17 protein-coding genes and 1 pseudogene are annotated in these 19,865 nt (G+C 61.4%); 10 read left to right on the top strand and 8 right to left on the bottom strand.

Going from position 1 to position 19,865, the window contains the following annotated elements; all coding sequences use genetic code 11:
• Positions 1 to 86: 86 nt before the first annotated feature.
• On the top strand, positions 87 to 701 hold the full coding sequence (coaE, locus tag EWV35_RS05795) for a dephospho-CoA kinase (protein ID WP_129658995.1): 615 nt from the start codon (positions 87 to 89) through the stop codon (positions 699 to 701).
• A 3-nt stretch (positions 702 to 704) separates the two neighbouring features.
• Here the strand turns inward: coaE and EWV35_RS05790 are convergent, their stop codons facing one another.
• From EWV35_RS05790 to EWV35_RS05780, 3 genes are read right to left on the bottom strand one after another with little or no spacing between them, the layout of a single operon-like run.
• Positions 705 to 1,589 (bottom strand): NAD(P)-dependent oxidoreductase, encoded by an 885-nt coding sequence (locus EWV35_RS05790; protein ID WP_129658993.1) that lies wholly within the window; start codon positions 1,587 to 1,589, stop codon positions 705 to 707.
• Positions 1,590 to 1,619: 30 nt separating this feature from the next.
• Positions 1,620 to 2,975, bottom strand: coding sequence for a four-carbon acid sugar kinase family protein (locus EWV35_RS05785; protein ID WP_129658991.1), 1,356 nt, complete (start codon positions 2,973 to 2,975; stop codon positions 1,620 to 1,622).
• A gap of 24 nt (positions 2,976 to 2,999) precedes the next feature.
• On the bottom strand, positions 3,000 to 4,391 hold the full coding sequence (locus EWV35_RS05780; protein ID WP_129658989.1) for a GntP family permease: 1,392 nt from the start codon (positions 4,389 to 4,391) through the stop codon (positions 3,000 to 3,002).
• Positions 4,392 to 4,525: 134 nt separating this feature from the next.
• Between EWV35_RS05780 and EWV35_RS05775 the strand changes: the two genes are divergently transcribed.
• The 3 genes from EWV35_RS05775 (at position 4,526) to EWV35_RS05765 (ending at position 6,878) form a co-directional block, all read left to right on the top strand.
• On the top strand, positions 4,526 to 5,233 hold the full coding sequence (locus tag EWV35_RS05775) for a FadR/GntR family transcriptional regulator (protein ID WP_165168375.1): 708 nt from the start codon (positions 4,526 to 4,528) through the stop codon (positions 5,231 to 5,233).
• Complete coding sequence (gene denD / locus EWV35_RS05770) at positions 5,230 to 6,195, top strand: D-erythronate dehydrogenase (protein ID WP_129658985.1); 966 nt, start codon at positions 5,230 to 5,232, stop codon at positions 6,193 to 6,195. The genes EWV35_RS05775 and denD overlap by 4 nt, the downstream gene beginning before the upstream one ends.
• A gap of 188 nt (positions 6,196 to 6,383) precedes the next feature.
• The gene (locus EWV35_RS05765) at positions 6,384 to 6,878 is read left to right on the top strand and encodes a hypothetical protein (RefSeq protein ID WP_129658983.1); all 495 of its coding nucleotides are present in this window, start codon (positions 6,384 to 6,386) and stop codon (positions 6,876 to 6,878) included.
• 147 nt (positions 6,879 to 7,025) lie between these two features.
• On the opposite strand, the gene EWV35_RS13160 is transcribed toward EWV35_RS05765, so the two are convergent.
• Entirely contained in the window at positions 7,026 to 7,190 is a 165-nt protein-coding gene (locus tag EWV35_RS13160; protein ID WP_165168373.1) for a hypothetical protein, read from the bottom strand.
• A 158-nt stretch (positions 7,191 to 7,348) separates the two neighbouring features.
• Between EWV35_RS13160 and uvrB the strand changes: the two genes are divergently transcribed.
• Complete coding sequence (gene uvrB / locus EWV35_RS05760) at positions 7,349 to 9,496, top strand: excinuclease ABC subunit UvrB (RefSeq protein ID WP_129658981.1); 2,148 nt, start codon at positions 7,349 to 7,351, stop codon at positions 9,494 to 9,496.
• 88 nt (positions 9,497 to 9,584) lie between these two features.
• Here uvrB and EWV35_RS05755 read toward each other — a convergent pair whose 3' ends face one another.
• Positions 9,585 to 10,190: an NAD(P)-dependent oxidoreductase gene (locus EWV35_RS05755; protein ID WP_129658978.1), complete on the bottom strand. Its 606-nt coding sequence runs from the start codon at positions 10,188 to 10,190 to the stop codon at positions 9,585 to 9,587.
• Between the two features lie 106 nt (positions 10,191 to 10,296).
• Here EWV35_RS05755 and EWV35_RS05750 point away from each other — a divergent pair, with 106 nt between their 5' ends.
• Positions 10,297 to 10,683, top strand: coding sequence for a winged helix-turn-helix transcriptional regulator (locus EWV35_RS05750; RefSeq protein ID WP_129658976.1), 387 nt, complete (start codon positions 10,297 to 10,299; stop codon positions 10,681 to 10,683).
• A 44-nt stretch (positions 10,684 to 10,727) separates the two neighbouring features.
• Here EWV35_RS05750 and EWV35_RS05745 read toward each other — a convergent pair whose 3' ends face one another.
• The gene (locus EWV35_RS05745; protein WP_129658974.1) at positions 10,728 to 12,299 is read right to left on the bottom strand and encodes a TIGR03767 family metallophosphoesterase; all 1,572 of its coding nucleotides are present in this window, start codon (positions 12,297 to 12,299) and stop codon (positions 10,728 to 10,730) included.
• An 11-nt stretch (positions 12,300 to 12,310) separates the two neighbouring features.
• Entirely contained in the window at positions 12,311 to 13,648 is a 1,338-nt protein-coding gene (locus EWV35_RS05740; protein ID WP_129658972.1) for an MFS transporter, read from the bottom strand.
• Positions 13,649 to 13,913: 265 nt separating this feature from the next.
• Here EWV35_RS05740 and EWV35_RS05735 point away from each other — a divergent pair, with 265 nt between their 5' ends.
• Both EWV35_RS05735 and EWV35_RS05730 read left to right on the top strand, forming a co-directional pair.
• Positions 13,914 to 15,521: a long-chain-fatty-acid--CoA ligase gene (locus EWV35_RS05735; protein WP_129658970.1), complete on the top strand. Its 1,608-nt coding sequence runs from the start codon at positions 13,914 to 13,916 to the stop codon at positions 15,519 to 15,521.
• Positions 15,522 to 15,605: 84 nt separating this feature from the next.
• Complete coding sequence (locus EWV35_RS05730) at positions 15,606 to 16,631, top strand: LLM class flavin-dependent oxidoreductase (protein WP_129658968.1); 1,026 nt, start codon at positions 15,606 to 15,608, stop codon at positions 16,629 to 16,631.
• 182 nt (positions 16,632 to 16,813) lie between these two features.
• Here EWV35_RS05730 and EWV35_RS05725 read toward each other — a convergent pair whose 3' ends face one another.
• On the bottom strand, positions 16,814 to 17,086 hold the full coding sequence (locus EWV35_RS05725; RefSeq protein WP_129658966.1) for a hypothetical protein: 273 nt from the start codon (positions 17,084 to 17,086) through the stop codon (positions 16,814 to 16,816).
• A 274-nt stretch (positions 17,087 to 17,360) separates the two neighbouring features.
• Between EWV35_RS05725 and EWV35_RS05720 the strand changes: the two are divergent.
• Positions 17,361 to 18,338: pseudogene (locus EWV35_RS05720) on the top strand (TerC family protein); the annotation flags it as partial.
• A gap of 247 nt (positions 18,339 to 18,585) precedes the next feature.
• A complete protein-coding gene (locus EWV35_RS05715; protein WP_129658962.1) occupies positions 18,586 to 19,785 on the top strand; it encodes a TerC family protein in 1,200 nt (399 codons plus the stop codon).
• The last annotated feature ends 80 nt before the right edge of the window (positions 19,786 to 19,865 follow it).

Raw genomic sequence — 19,865 nt, 5'->3', positions numbered from 1 at the left:
AGTCTATTCCGGTCGATGCGGATTACCGTCTCCCGCCGGCGGATAAGGTAGGGAACGCAACTACGCGGTATGAGAGGAAGCGACCAATGACAGATTCGGTCAAGCATGTGGGCCTGACGGGCGGCATCGGTTCTGGAAAGTCGACCGTCGCGCGATTGCTGACGACCCACGGGGCGGTCTTGGTCGATGCCGATGCGATTTCACGTGAGCTCATGGTCGCCGGTTCGCCGGTTCTGGACGAGGTGGCACAAGAATTCGGCTCTGACGTCCTGGACGACTCCGGTTCACTCGATCGGGCCGGGTTGGCCCGTATCGTCTTCGGCGACGACTCCGCGCGCGAACGCTTGAACGCAATCGTGCACCCTGCGGTCCGGGCCGAATCGAAACGCCTGGTCGATGAGGCGACGAACAAAGCCGGGTTCTCGGGCGTCATCGTCCAGGACATTCCGCTTCTGGTTGAGACCGGCCAGGGGGACAAATTCGACGGCGTGATCGTGGTCGAGGCCCCAGAGCCCGTGCGGATCGAACGGTTGGTTTCGGACCGTGGAATGAACGAGGACGACGCCCGAGCACGCATCAGGTCCCAGGCGACCGACGACCAACGGCGGGCCGCAGCGACCTGGATCATCGACAACTCAGGAAGCCAGGAAGAGACGGCCGCGCAGGTGGATCGGCTGTGGCGGGAGCTGACCGACGGTTAGGATTCAGCGGCCCCGCTCGCGGAGCATCTGGTAGACCACGGAGTCGTCCTTGCGGCCGAGCCCCTCCCTTCGACCTCTCAAGTACACCTGCTCCGCCGCCGAAGCGAGCGGAACCGGCTGGTCTGCGGCCCGGGCCGCGTCGGTCACGAGCCCCATGTCCTTGACGAAAATATTCAAGGCGGACCGGGCCTCGTCGAACTCCTCATTGACCATCCGAGACCCGCGATCCTGGAACATGAAGGATTGAGCGGCCCCGCCATTGAGCACTTCGTGGCACTGGGCGACGTCGAGCCCCATCGAATCCGCGAGAGCGAGGGCTTCTCCCGCGGCGGCGATGTGCACTCCGCACAACAATTGGTTCACGACCTTGAACTTCTGGCCGTCGCCCGGCTCAGGCCCGACCACCGGGCAATTCGACCCCAGGGCGTCCAGCAGCGGCTTGATGGAAGCTACGTCTTCTTCGCTGCCGCCCACCATGATGAGAAGATCTCCCGTGCCGGCGCGGGCGACGCCGCCGGAAACGGGCGCGTCGACGATGTGTTGGGTCACCGGTTCCAGAGCCAGGGCAGCACGCTGCACAGCGGCCAGGCCGACCGTGGACATGATGAGGAGAGTGGCCCCAGGCGAAAGAACATCAGCGATGCCATCCTCGCCGAAGAGCACCGCATCCAATTGGGGCCCCGTCGCGACCATGATGACGACGACGTCCCTACCCGTGGCAGCCTCACGGGCCGAACCCGCGGTATCAACGAGGGGTGCTACCGATTCGAGCACGGCCGGATTCAGGTCGAATGCCGTCACCGCGTGGCCCGCTCGGGCCGCGACCGTGGCCATGGGGGCGCCCATCGCGCCGAGTCCAATCCAACCGATGGAGTCTTTCTGAGTCATGATGTCCGTTCTGTGATTCGTGGCGATTGTTCAGCGTGAAGCGGCCTGGAGGCGCTCGATGACGTCCGCGAGAGCCTCGCGGCTGCCCACGTTTCCGGGGAAGACCACGTACGGGCAGTCTCGAACATTCTCGGGAGCGTGTTCCGGTTTGAAGAGTGAAATCTGACCGGGGAAGAATTGGCCTGCAACCCTCGCGAGACGGATACCCAGGCCTCGATGCGCGACTTCGTGGGAGGTGATTCCTCCTTTGGCAACGATCCAGGCCGGCAGAGCATCGCGGCTTCTTTCCACGACCTCAACCACCGCGTCGGAGACGCTTCTGGCGATGTCGAGAGACTCGGCCGGATCCGAAGTCGAGATGAGTTTCCGGCTGGTGTAGACGGCGACGTCGTTATTCTTCAGGCCCTCTCGGATCGCCTGGACCGTCCGGTCCAGGTGGTGGTCCCGTCGGCCCGCATTGAGGAGCTGTTCCACATCGATTTCGATTTCGGTCAGGCTCCCGCGTCGCTGAACTTCCTCGAGCTGTTGCGTGGTGAGTCCGACGTGGGAGCCGACCACCACGAGACCGTGACGTTTTCTCTCCCCGCTCAGGGAAATATCCGAGGGCTTGAGAATGCGGGGGCCGGTTTGACCGGCGAGGGGACGCACAAATGACGGACCGCACCGTGTGACGAAGTGGCGTCCACGTGCTTCCAGCTCGGTCACGGCGTCCACGACGACCTCCATGTCCGAGTAATCGGTAGCGTTGACGACGACCCACGTCCTGTTCGAAGCTCCCGCGAGAATCTCCGAAACCTTTTCCCGTCCTCCGGAGCGGATGTCGTCGAGCGAGAGGCGGAGGACCTCGGAAGCCTTGACCGTACCGCCGGATTTTTCCTCGAGGAACTCCGTGAGGTCGGAATGGTGGTAGCCGAACGTCGCGTCCCGTGCGAAGTCGGTGTCCTCGACTCTTCGCGCAGCCCCGTCGACCATGGCGTAGTGGATATTGCCTTCCGTGAAGCGGCCGGCTTCGATCATCGCGGGGCAGAACAGGAACGCGTCGACGTCCACGCCGTGCTCGGAGAGAACGTCGGCCAGTGCATTGGGCTCTGCAATCACGTGACCCCTGAGGGTGGAGTCCGACCGGGAGACCACGTGCAGAGGCGCCTCATCACTTTGGGGCGATGCTTCCAAGAATTCACTCAGAGTCCTGCGGTTCAGCGAGACCGCCGCGTTCTCGTCCAGGGCTCGAGTATTGGTGAGCGTGAAGCACGTGGAACCTGGCTGCTCCAAAGACTCCGTGAGGATTCTGGGGTCCTGTTCGAAGGCGACGGGAACATCGTGGACGCACTGCGAACCGGTGGGGTCGTCGTCGAGAACGAGCAATCGTCGGGGCGAATTAAGCATGGTGAAACTCCTTCGGACAAGAAATCAGGCGATGGCGGAGACCACCGGCCACATGACCAGGGCGACGAAGAAGCCGACGATCGATGTTGCCGTGGTCAGGACCGTGTAGGACTTGAGTCCCGTTGCGGTGTTGACCTGGTTGTATCTAGACCACACCCAAAACAGGGAATCGTTGACGTGGGAGAGGGCCATCGAACCGATGCCGATGGTGACCGCCACGAGTGCTACCTGCAACGGAGCGAGACCGAGCGATGTTACCAGGGGCGCGACGAGCGGCGCGGTGGTCAGGGTCGCCACGGTCGCGGACCCCTGGGCAGCGCGAATCAAAGCCGACATCAACCACGCCATCACCAGGATGTGCAGACCCGTACCGGCCAGGGCATCGGCGACGGCGTCGGCGACCCCGGTTTCTTGGAGCACATGCCCGAAGGTGCCACCGGCTCCGGTGATGAGGATGACCGCGGCCACGGGAGGAAGAGACGAGTTGATGACGTCCTCGGCCTGGGTCAGCCCCCAACCTCTCCGGTAGCCGAGGACAACGGTTGCGACGACCACACCGATGACGAGAGCCATCGGAGAGGCTCCTACGAAGGAGAAGAACTGAACGACACCGTTGTCCGCAGGCAGAGTCATGGAGGTGATGGTTTGGGACATGATCAGAACCAGCGGGATCAGGATCATGAGGATCACGACCCAAGCGCGCGGCGGATTGTCGACCTTCGGGAACGACTGGGTCGATTCCTCGTCGAAATCCTCACCGGCTTCCTGTATCTCCGCTGCCGAAATGGCCGGGACGGGAGAAAATACGCGGCGGGTGATGAACGGGATCATCAGTTGCGAGGCGAACCACATGATGATGGCCGGAACCAGCCCCAGGAGGAGCACCATGCCGATATTCGCCCCCATGACCTGGGCTCCTCCCACGATCCCCGGGTGCGGAGGAAGCACCACGTGGACCGTCAGGAGGCCCATGACGGTGGGGAGGGCGTAATTGAGCATGTTGCCCTGAAGACGGCGGCCGACCGACAAGATGATCGGCATGAGGACGATGAGGGCGACATCGACGAACACGGGGATGCCGAAGATGAAAGCAGCGGCACCGAGAGCCCAGGGGGCTTTGTTCGGACCGAACTTGGCGAGCAGCATCTTGGCCAGGACATCGGCTCCGCCTGAGACTTCGATGATGCGGCCCATCATGGCACCGAGCGTCACGATGAGGGCAACCGACCCGAGGGTCGAGCCCATGCCGTCTTCCAGCATGGGGACGATCTTGTCCAGGGGGACTCCGGCGGCCAGTGCCAGGCCGACCGAGACCAGGAGCAATGCGAGGAACGGGTGGGCTTTTGCCTTGATGATGAGCGCCAAGATGACGACGACAGCGGCCAAGCCCAAAAGGACGAGAGTTACCGGGGACATGAAATCTCCATCGACTTCTACTTCCGGCCAGAGTGACGGGGGCCATCACTGGCTGTGATCAGATATCTGATAAGTGTAGCTTTTTGTGGCATACTGTCAACCAGTTCACACATGCGTCTTCCAAGGAGTCACCAGTGGTGAAAAACCTCGCCGACCACGTCAGCCGATCGATCCTGGACCGGATTGCCCAGGGCGTCGTGTCCGTGGGGGACGAATTGCCGCCCGAAGGGGTCCTGGCCGACGAACTCGACGTCTCGCGGCTGACCATTCGCGAAGCGATCAAGACCCTCGCCGGGCGAGGAGTGATCACGGTGAAACACGGCAAACGAAATCGGATTGCACCCGTCGAGAACTGGGATCTGCTGAACGTGGAGCTGATGGAACTGCGCGGTCGAATGCGCGGCGAGAGCAGAAACCTCGTGGAGCAATTGACCGAGGTCCGCGAAATCGTGGAAATCGGAGCAGCCGAACTCGCGGCCTCGAGGATCACCGACGAACAGCTGAAGCTCATGCGGAAGCAGGTCGAGATTATGGTCGAGGTCGAGAACAGCGACGGTGAACCCGATGTCGCTCGCGCCGTGGAAGCGGACATCGCATTTCACGGGGTAATCATTGAGGCCGCAGGCAACGAATATCTTGCCGCAACCTACCGTCCGCTGGAAGAGGTTCTGCGCGCGGTGCGCATGGAGACCTCGTCGACGCGGAAAGTGCGCAACGACGCGATCCATTGGCATACAGAGATTTTGAAAAAGCTGGAAAACAAAGACAAAGAGGGCTCGCGCGAGGCCATGAGGTCGCACATGCGCCAAACAATGGGAGCCGTCAGAGAGGAAACGGAATGAAGATTGTTGTGACCGGAGGCGCAGGATTCCTTGGGAGCAGGGTCATCGCGGAACTGCTGAAACGGCAGGATGCCGGGAACCTTGGGTTTCGTTTCGATCGCATCGTGTCTCTGGACTTGGCCGAGAACCTGAGCGATGACGCTCGGGTGAGCTCGGTGGTCGGGGACCTCGCCGATCCGGACTTGCTGGCCGAGATCATTGGCGAGGACACCGTTGCCGTCTATCACCTGGCCGCGGTGTTGTCGGGCGGGTCAGCAGAGAACTTCGATCTGGCTCTGCGGGTGAACCTCGACGGGACACGCGAACTGTTGGAGGCGGCCCGGAGGGCAGGCAATCGACCGCATTTCGTGTTCACGAGCTCATTGGCCGTCTTCGGCGGTCAGATGCCGGAAATCGTCGAGGATACGTGGGCAGAACAACCCGATTCTACGTACGGGGCGTTCAAAGCCATGGGGGAGCTGCTGGTCAATGAGTACTCGCGCAAGGGATTCGTGGACGGCCGGATCTGCCGTCTGCCGACCATCTCGGTCCGGCCCGGTAAGCCGAACTCTGCGGCGTCGTCCTTCGCTTCGGGAATCATTCGGGAACCATTGAACGGAATCGAGTCCGCGTGCCCGGTGCCTCATGAAACCCGGATGTGGCTCTCCTCTCCGGATGCGGCCGTATCTAACCTCATTCATGCGCTGGAGATCTCCGGGGAGGAGATCGGCGCGTGGCGCGGTATGAACATCCCCGGCATCTGTGTGACGGTCTCCGAGATGCTCGCTTCGCTCGAACGCGTCGGTGGTTCGCAGGCCAGGGCCCTGGTTGCTGATCAACCCGACCAACAGGTTATGGACATCGTGTGCTCCTGGCCGGGCGAGTTCGCGGTGGATCGTCTCCTGGAACTTGGCTTCGTCCGGGACGATAACTTCGACGACGTCGTCCGACAGTACAAGCAAGAATTCATCGACCAGAGCTGAGCTCAGGCTCTGCCCCGGAGCCGAAATGCCGAGTGCAAAACCTTGTTTGCTCTAATCCAGGACCTGGCTCCGTCATGTGGTGTCCCCATGTTCGATGCCGGACTGTGTGCCGGCCGCTGCCTTTGGCCAAGATGCTTGCCACAGGGCGGCGAATGGCCTGGGGAACTCCCAGCAAATACACTGGTGGCATGCGTGTTTTGCAGAAAATAGCCGTCCCGTCCCTGGCTGTTCTCCTACTTGCCACCGGGTGCGGTGGCTCGACAGGTTCCGGCTCTTCTGCGTCGCCGGCCCAGGAACCGGCCTCGTCGAGCGAGTCTTCCTCGACTCCGGCTGAGACTCCCTCCCCGACGGGGTCGTCGGAATCTGCGCCGGCAGGCCCGGGCTCGTTGACCGTGACTACCGGTGGTGGTGAACAGCAGTTCACTCCGAACGTGGTTCATTGTGCTTCCGGCGATGGCCGTATTCGACACCTGATGGCCAGTGTTGACAACCAGCCACCGTTGCTCAAGGTCGAGGACGAGGGCGGTTTGTTCGTGATGTACAAACCCCAGCAGCAGGGGAGGCCATATAAGGCCAAGCAGCCGGAGGGGATTCAATACACCGCTGACGGGGTAAAGGCTGATCATGCCAACGTTGGCGGTGCCACGATCAACGGTCAGGTGCACTGTACTGACGGGGTATAGAGCTGGATAACTCACTCCGGACTCATTGAGTACTTTCTTAAGCCCGTCCATTGTTGTCCCCTCCAGCCCACGAAAGGCCGGTCCCTGATCAGATACTGGCGAAGCTTCGGTGGGTTGGGGCCGGGTCCGCGCGGACCCGGCGGACCATCACTTGATGACCTTGTTCGGAGACTCGAACAACTTCTGGCCGCCGTCGATCTTCCCCACGATCAACCCTCGTGATCGATTCGTACTCGAGTCGCATCGCTCGACACCGTGGACCACTGGCTTCCGGCCGTCGTCGATCCTGACGGTGATGTACTTCTGGGCCATTGTCCGCTTTCCTTCGCTTGAGGGCGTTTCCGGTTCTCACGCGGCTAGTTACAGGGGAGGGGCGTGACTAACAAGAGAAAACTGACCTAGGAAAGGTAAGACAGCAGTCTCAGCCGGATCTATCGAACATTCTTACGAATCGGAGTAACCTTGAGCATATGAGTCTGGCACAGGAGATCAACCGCGTCGTCGCCCCATTTGAGGTCATTTCCGATTACAAGCCCGCCGGTGATCAGCCACGAGCCATCGCCGAATTGACCGAAAGGGTTGAAGGCGGCGAGAAGGACATCGTCCTCCTGGGCGCCACGGGTACCGGTAAGTCGGCGACGGCGGCCTGGCTCGTCGAGGCGGTCCAGCGGCCTACGCTGGTCATGGTCCAGAACAAGACCCTCGCGGCCCAGCTGGCTAATGAACTCCGTGAGCTCTTGCCCAATAACGCGGTCGAATACTTCGTTTCATACTACGACTACTACCAGCCCGAGGCCTACGTCCCGCAGACGGACACCTTCATCGAAAAGGACTCTTCGGTCAACGACGAGGTCGAGCGTTTGCGGCACTCCGCGACCAACGCGCTGCTGACCCGACGCGACGTCGTCGTGGTCTCCACGGTCTCCTGCATATACGGTCTGGGTACGCCTGAGGAGTATGTCAACCAGATGGTGACCCTTCGCCAGGGGGACGAAGTCGACCGCGACGATCTTCTCCGTCAGTTCGTCAACATGCAGTACGCACGCAACGACATGGACTTCCACCGCGGTACGTTCCGTGTTCGCGGAGATACCGTCGAAATCATCCCCATGTATGAGGAGAATGCGATCCGCATCGAATTCTTCGGGGACGAAATCGAGTCGATCCATACTCTTCATCCGCTCACGGGCGAGGTGCTCCGGGAAGAGAACGAGATGTACGTTTTCCCAGCCTCGCACTACGTGGCCGGTGCGGAGCGCATGGCCCGTGCGGTCGAAGACATTAACAACGAACTGGGCGAGCGTCTCAAAGAACTCGAGGACCAGAACAAGCTCGTCGAGGCGCAGCGCCTGCGGATGCGCACGACCTACGACCTCGAGATGATGGAGCAGATGGGCTTCTGCAACGGAATCGAGAACTATTCGAGGCACATCGACGGCCGAGGGGCCGGCTCCGCACCGCACTGTCTGCTGGATTATTTCCCCGACGATTTCATGCTCATCATCGACGAATCCCACGTGACCGTGCCCCAAATCGGTGGCATGTACGAGGGCGACATGTCCCGCAAACGGACACTGGTGGAGCACGGCTTTCGCTTGCCGTCCGCGATGGACAACCGTCCCCTCAAATGGGACGAATTCTTAGAGCGCATCGGCCAGACGATCTACATGTCTGCGACTCCGGGCAAGTACGAGATGTCCCAGGCGGACGGGTACGTCGAACAGATCATTCGCCCGACCGGCCTCGTGGATCCCGAAATCGTCGTCAAACCGACCAAGGGGCAGATCGACGACCTCCTGGACGAGATCAGGCAACGCGCGGACCGGGACGAACGCGTCCTGGTGACGACGCTGACCAAACGGATGGCCGAGGATCTCACGGATTACCTCGTCGAGCACGGGGTCAAGGTCCAGTACCTGCACTCCGACGTCGATACCCTCAAACGCGTCGAACTCTTGCGTTCCTTGCGCCTGGGCGAATTCGATGTCCTGGTCGGCATCAACCTTCTCCGTGAGGGCCTGGATTTGCCGGAAGTATCGCTCGTGGCGATCCTGGACGCGGACAAAGAAGGGTTCCTGCGCTCGACGACGTCGCTGATTCAGACCATCGGTCGTGCCGCCCGTAACGTGTCCGGCCAAGTCCACATGTACGCGGACAAGATCACCGATTCGATGGAGACGGCGATCGAAGAGACGAATCGTCGCCGGGAAATTCAGGTCGCGTTCAACAAGGAGCACGGAATCGATCCGACGCCCCTCCGCAAACGCATCGCGGACATCACCGATCAGATCGCCCGCGAAGAAGAGGATACCCAGGAGCTCTTGGCCAAGCGTGCCGCGGCCAACGATCACACGGCTCCGGTCAAGGGCAAAGGCAAGAAATCCAAGGGCGCCGAGGCCGATCGGGACAACGCTACGTTGGCAGCGGTCGAGAAAATCCGCAAGGACGGTCTGGCTGCGGCCCCTGCCGAGGACCTGCTGGAATTGATCGAGCAGATGAACGAGCAGATGCGCAACGCCGCGGCCGAGCTCCAATTCGAATTGGCGGCTCGATTGCGTGACGAGGTCTCCGACCTGAAGAAAGAACTGCGTCAGATGCAGCAGGCGGGCCACGCCTGATCCGGCGGCGGGGTCAAGCACGGGCGTCTTGAGGGCCGGTTCACAAACCTGGCCCTCAAGAGGCTCGTCGGAGAACGCTCGGGCGGTGCTAGTTCGCCACAGTGAAGCGTTTGCCTTGATGAGACTGGGATTCGGCCTCGTCGACGATCGCGACGGCGAAGTCCTCCGCGGATACCGAGTCCCCCGCAGGCCGGTCCAGATCGGTCTTGTAGGTACCGGTTCGCTCGCCCGGCGCGATCATCGGCGCGGGAGCCAGCATCGTCCAGTCCACACCGTGTGAGGACACGTAGTCCCGGTAGATCTCCGCGAAGGCGTCCGCTTCCGTCTTGAACTGCGCCGGGAACCCTTCCGTGTCCTTGAGCATAGTGTCCCCGTCGGCGTAGAGAGCACCGGCGCCTCCGACCACAAGGTACTTGCCCTCCGGCCCGGCCGCCAACAGATTGCGGTGGTTCGTAACGTCGTCGGCGTAGTCGCCGGTGCGGCCGCTGACCACGGTGATGACCGTGTAATCGTGGCCGGTGATGACGTCGGTGACCGCGGAGGTGTCCGCGAGATCCAGTGCGTGGGCCGACTGGGCACCTTCGACCCCCTTGCCGCTGCGCGAATACGCATCCACGGTGTGTCCCCGTTGAGCGGCTTCCGCGACGGTTCGGCTCCCGACCATTCCGGTGGCTCCGATGATTGCGATCTTCATGATTCAATCCCTTGCTGGTAGGTGTGCCGGCGGATCTTGCCGGCCGAATAACCAAAGAGTATCTTTTTGATACTGAGTACCTCAAGGAAACCATGGAAGGAAATTTTTGGCTGCGAATGTCTCGTCCTCGGAACGCGAGTTCGACATCATGGACCCACACTGCCCATCGCGGACCGTGCTCCGTCACGTAACCGATCGTTGGACACCCCTCATCGTCACCAGCCTGGGCGGTGGGCGGATGCGGTTCACGCAGTTACGGGACAACATTGGGGGAGTGACCCCAAAGGTACTGACTCAGACCCTCCGATCGATGGAGCGAGACGGCATCGTCACGCGCCATGCGAGCGGATCCGTACCTCCACGGGTCGACTACGAGCTGACGGAACTCGGCCGGAGCCTGGCCGAGCCCATCGACGCCATGCGTCGCTGGGCGGAGAGCAACGCGGAGGCCATCATCCGATCCCGGGCGCACCACGACTCCTCGGAGACGTGAGAACTCTCCGTCTCGCCCGGCCCCCCGTGCTGCTCGCGAGCGCGCTAGATGGCTACGAGGAGGTCAACGTTGCGATCCTCCCGTGTGCCCTCCGCGTGCAGACCACCGACGGAACCTGCGTCGTTCGCGCCGAGCTCCCGATGCAACGCCGCCAGGTTTTCGAGCCCACGCGTGGAGGCCGGGGACTCGGGGACCTGAGAGTCGATCATCGTCGTCCGGATGCGCACCACTGCTTCGGATACGAAGATCTGAACTCCTCGGAATTGCACCGGCCACTCCGAAATAGAGGCTGTGGAGACTTCCCAGAATCCGCCCTCGGGCGTGCGTCCGGGGCGCGGTGTCACCTTGTTGACGTGCGTGTGGCCGGAGAGCCACAAGACCACGTTCGGATAGTCATGAAGCAGCGCCTCGACATCGTCCGCCAGATGCAACGTGCCTCGCGAGTCCCCGACGCCGTAGTCGTTATTCAGCGTGGACAGTCCGTGGTGCGACGCCAGAACCACGATCCGGCCCTCGGTGGCGGACGCGTCGAGCTGGTCCCGGAGCCACCGGAACTGCGTATCGTCGATGCATCCGTCGACGTGACCGGCGGTATTGGTGGTGTCCAGTACCAGGAGCCGCACGTCGTCATTCGGATCGTGGGCGTAATAGGTCACGCCGTCGTGCAGATTGGCGTCCGTGAACCCGTGGCCGCGCGGCGAACCAGGAGAGTCGAGGTGCGCTCTGACGTAGTCAGCTTTGCTCCACACGGTTCGGCCGTCCAAAGGGTCGATGTCTTTTGTCGGTCCGCGCGTGGACCACATCGGGTCGTTGACGTACGCCGGGGTTTTGGGGCCTTCCGGGACCGACGCACCGTCGAGCTCGACCGGTTTGTGGGACCCCTTCAGGAAATCATCCAGACCAACGGGAAGTGACGCCCGTCCTTGGACCAAGCAGTCGTGGTTTCCGAAACAGGTCAACCAGGGCAGATCTAAACCGTCTGTCCCGAAAGACCTCGTTGCTTCGGACAGCGCGCCCGGAGCGTCGGGAAATCCGAATTCGGTCTTGTACCTGTCCCGGGAAGAAGGCTCCGGGTTGTAATATTGCGGATCCTCCATCCCGACCGGCGCATCCTGGAACTCCCGTGACCCTGCGGCCGGTTCGACGACGCCGCCCGTCAAGGACCGCAGGTAAGCCTCGATCTCATTGCGTTGCGACGAATCGGAATTGTCGCCGGTCGTGATCGCCAGATCCCAAACATCCGGCTGGGCTTCGGCCAGGGAATTCATCGCTCGAACCATGCCTTCGATCGCCTGGTATTGCAAGAACTCCTGAGGCCGGTAGGCGGGAGTCATTCCCTTCCAGTCGGCCTGGCCGTCCCGCTTCTGCAGGAATTCGAGTCGTGCAGGAGAAGCCAGGTCCGCCAGCTGAAAGTCTGTGAAATGAACCAGACCCAGGATCTGCGTGCCGCCGTCGGGCCATCCGGCACCGGTCGGCATCAGGTCCGTGCGCCCGGTATGCGGCTCGCCCGGGCCGGCGTGAAGACGGCGGAAGGGAGCAGCCGTGTCCGGAACGACCCGTCGCGAACTGGTGGTCGCGAATTCCTCCGACGTTCCGGTATTTTCCCGGTCAGACATGTGCTTGCTCCTTACGAGTTGATTTCTTCCAGGCCGCGGTTCTTGGTCTCGGGGGCCATGAAAACGCAGATCAGCAGTCCCGCCAACCCTACGGCCGCGAAGACCCACAGGGCCGCGTTGTTGCCCCACGCGGCGACCATATTCGGAAAGGCGACGACGCCCAGAATCGAACCGATACGGCTTACCGAGGTCGCCAATCCGGATCCCGTGGCTCGAAGCTCGGTGGGGAAGAGCTCCGTCGGGTAGACGAAGTTGAGGATCCCGCCGCCGGAATTTGCGAAGAGGACCGCGACACTGAACAGGACGATTAGGAAGATCAAGTGCGGGTTCACGGTCAGCGCCAGGACCGCAAGGGACACCGTCAGGCCGGCAAAGGACGTGATGATCAGAGGGCGCCTTCCCCATGAATCCACGAGGTTCATGCCGATGACGGATCCGACCAGCCCCAGCACGGCCACGATTCCGGAACCCACGATGACTGCGACCTGGTTGCCCTGGGTGAACGGGGCAAGGATGGTCGGGGTGTACATCGAAATCCCGTAGTAGGCCGTGGCATAGCAGAACCAGAATCCGCAGACGAACAACGTCCTGTTCCGCTGGCGACCAGTGAAGAGGCTCACCAGACGTGCCGTGCGGGCGGGGGCGTGAGCAGGGCGGGCAGCCTCGGCCTCGACCTCATTGTGACTCGGACGCACCCCGGTGACCTTCTCGACCACGTCCTTGGCGTCCTCGAACCGGCCGTGGGCGACCAACCACCGCGGAGATTCCGGGAGTGTCACACGGAAGACGAAGACGACCAGGGCGAAGACTGCGCCGATCAGGAGCATTGCTCTCCACGCGAAGTCGCCCAAAGGCAAAGTCAGGAGCCCGACGAGGTAGGCGACCACGGCCCCGACGAACCACATGGCCCCGAGAGATGTCGAGAGCTTGCCGCGTCCGTTCTTCGGCGCGAACTCGGAAACGAGGGTCGCGGAGATCGGGTAGTCGGCGCCGATGCCGATGCCCAGAAGAAAACGGAAGACGACCAACCACCAGAGGCTCGGGGAAAATGCCGTGAGGACGGCGAACAGGACGAATGCCAGGAGGTCGATGACGTACATGGCCTTCCGCCCGAACCGGTCCGTCAGGTTTCCCAGCGATACGGCACCGATAAACGAACCGATGATGGCGCTGCTGGTCAGGATGGATTTTTCGCCGGCTCCGAGACCCCATTCCCCGGCGATCATCGGCATCGCAACGGCGATGATCGTCAGATCGAAGCCATCCAGGAACACCCCGCCCGCAGAGAGGAGGGTGACTTTTCGCTGGAATCTGCGTGTTCTCGGGCTGTCGAAGCCATCGAAGTTCATCGGCGTTTCCTTTGAATCGGGGAGTGCGCTGGTTCGCACCTGACGTGGTGAATGCTAGGGGCCCGCCGGGGCCGGAAGTGGAGCCGGCATCAAAGAGGAGGTACCGGCTTCATGAATTGTTGGTGAAAGCAGGTGAGCCTCGAAGGGCTCGCACAGCGTCATCAACCCGTATAGTTGAACAAAATTTAGGGCGTGGGTCACATCATAGGTGATTCGCGTGGCGCCGAGGAAAGGGGCATCGTTGCTCTACGGACATCCATCAACCATGGCTGACAACTACCAGCTCAACGTAACGACCATGCTCCGGCATGCGGCACGGACCTTCCCGGAAACGGAAGTCGTCTACAAGGGTGCGGACGGCACATGGGAGCGTTCGAACTACGCGACCGAAATCAAGCGCGTATCCCGAATGGCGCACGCTTTGGCCGAAGCAGGGGTTCAGGCGGGCGACGTCGTCGGCGTCATGGACTGGAACTCCCGACGGCACATGGAACTGTACTTCGCCCTCCCCGGACTCGCGGCAACCCATCTTCAACTGAACCTCAAGCTCTCGCGTGAAGACTTGACGTACGTGGTGAAGCATTCGGGGGCGCAGTGGGTCGTCGTCGACGAATCCCTCCTGCCGATCGCCGAAGGAATTCAGGGGGCCGAAGACGTCAGGGGATGGATCATTCTCTCGGATCGGAGAGGGCCCGAGATATCGACGAATTTGCCGAATCCGATTTACCTCGAAGACCTCATGTCCAGTCAGCCCGAGGAGTATGCGTGGGAGGAGGTCGAGGAGACGACCGCGGCCTATGCCGGATACACGACAGGAACAACCGGACGCCCGAAAGGGATCTTCTACTCGCATCGCGCCGTCTGTCTCCACGCTTGGGCGCTCCACACGTCGCTGAGTTTCACTCATCGGGACTGTTTGATGCCGGTGACTCCCATGTTCCACGTCATGACCTGGGGATTCCTCCACGCGGCCGTTCTGGCGGGCTCGAAACTAGTGATGCCCGGACAATATGCGGCGACCGACGTCGAAGACCTCGCCGAAGCGCTCGTCCTTGAGGAGGTGACGATCTCCAACGGTTCGCCCGCGATCTGGACCCCGATTCTCGAATACTTCCGGAACCGCCCCGAAACCGTGGATCTGGAAGGGCTGCGTGTGGTCGTGGCCGGTTCCGAACCGGCGCTCGCACTCATGAAGGGCTTCCAGGAAACCGCGAACGCTGACATCGTCCATGGTTACGGTGCCTCGGAGACCTCGCCCATCGTGGCGATCAACTGGATGCGCAAGCGTTCGCTCGAAGGGCTGAGCGGCGACGAATGGTGGGATCTGAAGCGTTCGCAGGGCCTGCCGAGCGCCGGTACGGACATCAAAATCGTTGCATTGGACGGCACGGAGCTCCCGCACGACGGCGAATCCGCAGGCGAGGTCTATTACAAAGGCCCGTTCATCACGCAGGAGTACTTCAACCGTCCCGAATCTGCGGATTCATTCGCCGACGGCTGGTGGAGATCCGGTGACGTCGGGGTGATCGACGCGAACGGATACCTCAAACTGACCGATCGCTTGAAGGACGTCATCAAATCCGGCGGTGAGTGGATTTCTTCGATCGATATGGAAAACGCGATCCTGGACAATCCGCGCATTGCAGAAGCCGCGGTGATCGGGGTTCCGGACGAGAAATGGGATGAGCGCCCCGTGGCGTATGTGGTCCCACGCGCCGGAGAATCTGTCGAGGCCGATGACGTCCGGTCCACGCTGTTGGCCAGATTCGCCAAATGGCAGCTCCCGGACAAGGTCTTGGTCGTCGACGAACTTCCCAGGACCTCCGTCGGCAAGCTCAACAAGAAGAAACTTCGGGCCGATTACACCTCGTGACCTGCGCAAGAGGCGGGTGGAATAGTTCGGTACGCTCACGGTTGAGATGTAGATACGCACTGTTTCCGGTTCTCAAGGAGTCGCATGCCTGCCAACGGTTCTCCCCTCAAACACCTCGGATTCCTCCACATCGCTCCGTTCAGCCCGGAGAACCCGTCCCAGGGGTTCACCGATGCGATCGACCTTTTTCGCCACGCCGAGACCCTGGGGTTCGACTCGGGGTGGTTGCGTACACGCCACATGCAGTACGGGGTCACGGCACCCGGCGTCATGCTCGGTGCGTTGTCGCAGGCCACGGAGAGGATCGAGCTCGGAAGTGCCGTGATTCCCCTCGAATTCGAGAATCCGTACCGGTTGGCCGAGGACCTGGGGGTTGCTGATCTTCTGACCGGCGGGAGGCTCCGTCCCGGGCTGAGTGTTCACCCGCCGCGCTTCGATGACGCGGTGAACAGGACCGTATTCGGCCCGGGCTGGGAAACGGATGATTACGGGTACGAGAGAATCATGCGTCTGATCGGCTTTCTCCAAGGGGAGAAGGTCCGCGACGTCGGGCCGTATGAAGGTTTTGGCGGGAACTTCGATTCCGAGACGGTTCAGCCGCTCAGTCCGGGCTTGGTGGAGAGGCTCTCGTACGGTTCAGGGTCGTTGAAGTCCGCACGGTGGGCGGGTGAGACGGGCCTGGGCTTGTTGGTCAGCAACATCGGTTCGGCGGAGAACGGCATCCGCGATTTCGACGCCGCTCAGGCCGCTCTGATCCGTGCGTATCGAGATGCCCTGCCGGAGCAGAGACCAGGTCGGGTCGCACAAGCGCGCGTCGTCGTCCCGACCGATGAGACCTCGCCTGAACAGCGCGCTCGCTACGAAGAATACGTCCAACGTCGCACGCCTCGAACCCGAAAGGTCTTGGGGGAGAAGACGATCATAGCGGTGGACCGGATGGGAAGCACCGGAGAAATCGTCGAGCAACTGAGATCTGACCCGTCGTTCGAGGTAGCAGACGAATTCATCGTGGAGCTGCCGTTCGAGCTCGAGCCCTCGGACTGGCGGCACATCCTCGAACAGTGTGCGACGAAGATCGGCCCGGCGCTGGGTTGGGAGCCACGACTCTAGCGGAGGGACCTCAGGGTCGTAAAAACACCCAGGAGGGGGGTGACTGCTTGTGAGGCGTTTTCCGTCGTTAGGCGGGGGTATATACCCCTCCTCACGCGGGAAACCGGCACCGAATCGGGCAACTCCCTCCTAACGCGGGGTACCGCGGGGACGGGGGTTTCTCGTGCGTTTTGTCGGAAGGTCTATTTGGACAGCTGTGCGCGATCGGCGCTGTGGGAGCCCTCGATGGCTTGGAAGTGCTGCAGTTCTTCCTTTTCGGCGCGGGTCGGTTTGGCGGCGGCGTAGATTCCGGCAATGACCAGGAGCACGGCCCATACGAGTAGGAAGCCGATGGTCCAGTCAACGAACTGACCGACGGTTCCGTCGCTGGGAATGCTCCACACGAAGAATGCGGCTCCGGCGACGAAAATTGCTCCGATGATGTAGCGGCGGGCGCGGATCCAAGGAGTGCTCATGGGACTGGTGACCTTCTCTCGAAATCGGTGGGTGACCTCGCTATATAGGGTACCGAATCATTCCGGATGCGGCGTACCCGAGCCGAAAACCTGCACGGGAGCCTAGAGGATGCCTGTACAGTTGCACTCTGAGCAAGGGAGTATCCCCTCGATCTCGTGAACGTCAGCACGTCAGGCGCCGAAGCCTGGCCGGGCACGAGGCTGCGGCATCCGTGATACGGACGCGAGCGGCGGGAGAGACTTGTGAGGTTTTCCGTGCCCACAAGGAGGCTTTGTGGAAGTTTCATCCCTTCAATGGATCGTGACGATCGTCGTGATCCTAGCCCTGCTCGCGTACGACTTCATTTTCCACGTTCGCAAACCTCACGAGCCCTCGATCAAGGAAGCCGCCCTGTGGACCTCGTTCTACGTCGCGGTCGCCCTCCTCTTCGGGCTCTTCGTCTTCTTCTGGGACGGTGGAGACTTCGCCGTTCAGTACTACGCAGGATTCGTCACGGAACAAGCATTGTCCGTGGACAATCTGTTCGTCTTCCTGATCATCATGGCCTCTTTCAAGGTCCCTCGGGCGGACCAGCAGAAAGTCTTGCTCTTCGGCATCGTCGTCGCACTGATCGCGCGGACGCTGTTCATTTTCATCGGAGCCGCGGCCATCGATCGATGGGCCGCACTGTTCTACGTCTTCGGCCTGTTCCTGATCTATACCGCGGGGAATCTGGTCAAGGACGAGGTCAAAGACGGCGGGGACAGCGACGAGGCCAATAACGTGATGGTCCGTTTGGCGAAGCGCTTCCTCAAGACAACGGACGAGTACGACGGCGACAAACTTTTCACCGTCGAAAACGGCAAGAAGGTCATGACGCCGATGCTTCTGGTCATGGTCGCCATCGGCTTGACCGACATCATGTTCGCCTTGGATTCGATCCCTGCGATCTTTGGTCTCACGCAGGAGACATACATCGTCTTCACGGCCACGGCCTTCTCGCTCATGGGTCTGCGTCAGCTGTACTTCCTCATCGACGGGCTCCTGGATCGTTTGATCTACCTGTCCTGGGGGCTTGCCGTGATTCTCGGTTTCATCGGAATCAAGTTGATGCTCCACGCGCTCCATGAGAACAACCTGCCGTTCATCAACCACGGCGAACCGGTACACGTCTTCGAGGTCACCACGGGGATCTCCTTGATTGTGATCGTGGGCGTGCTGGCCATCACGGTGCTGGCGTCGCTCTACAGCCCCAAGGGCAGGGCCTTGCGCCGGGAGGCCCGAGAGAACCCGGCGGAATGAGATCGTCCGGGAGGGGAGGCGCGGAGCACATGGACTAAGGACCTGGCCTCCCGTAGGGTTGTCTAGTGAAGCAAGGGAGTATCCCTCAAGACCGTGCACGTCAATACGTCAGGCGCAGAAGCCTGGCCGGGCACGGACCACGTCACAGGGCGGCATCGGCGGTCGGCCCACGTGGGGGAGAGACTTGTGCCGTTGAACGTACGCACAAGGAGTTCCTGTGGAGATTACCGCTATTCAGTGGGTCGTGACCCTCGTGGTCATTCTGGCCCTGTTGGCCTATGACTTCTTTTTCCACGTGCGCAAGCCGCACGAACCCACGATCAAGGAAGCGGCCGTATGGTCCGCGGTCTACGTGGGCATTGCTCTGCTCTTCGGGTTGGTGATCCTGGCCTTCGACGGTGGCCAGTTCGCCGCAGAATACTATGGCGGGTACATCACCGAGAAAGCACTGTCGGTCGACAACCTTTTCGTATTCCTGATCATCATGGCCTCGTTCCAAGTGCCCCGAGCCGATCAGCAGAAGGTGCTTCTCTTCGGCATCGTCTTCGCCCTGATCGCCCGGACGGCCTTCATCTTCGTGGGTGCGGCCGCGATCAACGCTTGGGCCTGGGTCTTCTACCTGTTCGGCATCATTCTGCTGCTGACCGCCGGGAACCTGATCAAGGGTGAGGTCGCGGACGCCGGAGACGACGACGAGGCGAACAACGTCATCGTTCGGCTCGCCAAACGCTTCATGCACACCAGCGAGAACTACGACGGCGACAAACTGTTCACCGTCGAAAACGGCAAGAAGGTCATGACGCCGATGCTGCTGGTCATGGTGGCCATCGGCGGCACCGACGTCTTATTCGCTCTTGACTCGATCCCCGCGATCTTCGGTCTCACCCAAGAGCCGTACATCGTCTTCACGGCCACGGCCTTCTCGCTCATGGGTCTGCGTCAGCTGTACTTCCTCATCGACGGTCTGCTCGATCGCCTGATCTATCTTTCGTGGGGCCTGTCCATCATTCTGGCGTTCATCGGTGTGAAGCTCATTCTGCATGCGTTGCACGAGAACAATTTGCCCTTTATCAACGACGGCGAGCCGGTACACGTGATCGAGGTCGGTATCGGAATGTCGCTGGGTGTGATCATCGGGGTCCTGGTGCTGACGGTCCTGGTTTCGTTGTACAGCCCGAAGGGTCGCGCATTGCGAATCATCAGCGGGACCGAGAAAGCCGCGAGTGACTATCTCGAATTGCCGGAGGATGCCTCGGAGAAAGAGCGTTCGGAGCTGCACGGGCGGCTCACGGAATACCAGAAGAAACTGGCGGGGCTTCCTGACCGCACAAAGGACCAGCTGATCGAGTCCGAAACCAAATTCCAGGATCTGGTGACCCGGGCTCATGGGCGGCACCAGGACCACCTGGAGAATTAGACCGACCGTTGCGGGTTCGCGTGGGCGGGACGGGATTTATCCCGTCCCGCCCACGTCGTGTCGGGGTAATAATTGCTCTG

The sequence above is a fragment of the Rothia uropygialis genome, assembly GCF_004137765.1.
Classification (GTDB): Bacteria; Actinomycetota; Actinomycetes; order Actinomycetales; family Micrococcaceae; genus Rothia.
Note: the sequence above shows the minus strand (reverse complement) of the source record. Positions and strands in the feature narration are given on the sequence as shown.

Excerpts from the sequence above, each read along its gene's own strand:
- EWV35_RS05790 (WP_129658993.1), bottom strand. The coding sequence starts at position 1,589 with ATGACTCAGAAAGACTCCATCGGTTGGATTGGACTCGGCGCGATGGGC.
- EWV35_RS05755 (WP_129658978.1), bottom strand. The coding sequence starts at position 10,190 with ATGAAGATCGCAATCATCGGAGCCACCGGAATGGTCGGGAGCCGAACC.
- EWV35_RS05780 (WP_129658989.1), bottom strand. The coding sequence starts at position 4,391 with ATGTCCCCGGTAACTCTCGTCCTTTTGGGCTTGGCCGCTGTCGTCGTC.
- EWV35_RS05745 (WP_129658974.1), bottom strand. The coding sequence starts at position 12,299 with ATGTCTGACCGGGAAAATACCGGAACGTCGGAGGAATTCGCGACCACC.
- uvrB (WP_129658981.1), top strand. The coding sequence starts at position 7,349 with ATGAGTCTGGCACAGGAGATCAACCGCGTCGTCGCCCCATTTGAGGTC.
- EWV35_RS05730 (WP_129658968.1), top strand. The coding sequence starts at position 15,606 with ATGCCTGCCAACGGTTCTCCCCTCAAACACCTCGGATTCCTCCACATC.
- EWV35_RS13160 (WP_165168373.1), bottom strand. The coding sequence starts at position 7,190 with ATGGCCCAGAAGTACATCACCGTCAGGATCGACGACGGCCGGAAGCCA.
- EWV35_RS05740 (WP_129658972.1), bottom strand. The coding sequence starts at position 13,648 with ATGAACTTCGATGGCTTCGACAGCCCGAGAACACGCAGATTCCAGCGA.
- EWV35_RS05765 (WP_129658983.1), top strand. The coding sequence starts at position 6,384 with ATGCGTGTTTTGCAGAAAATAGCCGTCCCGTCCCTGGCTGTTCTCCTA.
- coaE (WP_129658995.1), top strand. The coding sequence starts at position 87 with ATGACAGATTCGGTCAAGCATGTGGGCCTGACGGGCGGCATCGGTTCT.
- EWV35_RS05725 (WP_129658966.1), bottom strand. The coding sequence starts at position 17,086 with ATGAGCACTCCTTGGATCCGCGCCCGCCGCTACATCATCGGAGCAATT.
- EWV35_RS05735 (WP_129658970.1), top strand. The coding sequence starts at position 13,914 with ATGGCTGACAACTACCAGCTCAACGTAACGACCATGCTCCGGCATGCG.
- EWV35_RS05785 (WP_129658991.1), bottom strand. The coding sequence starts at position 2,975 with ATGCTTAATTCGCCCCGACGATTGCTCGTTCTCGACGACGACCCCACC.
- denD (WP_129658985.1), top strand. The coding sequence starts at position 5,230 with ATGAAGATTGTTGTGACCGGAGGCGCAGGATTCCTTGGGAGCAGGGTC.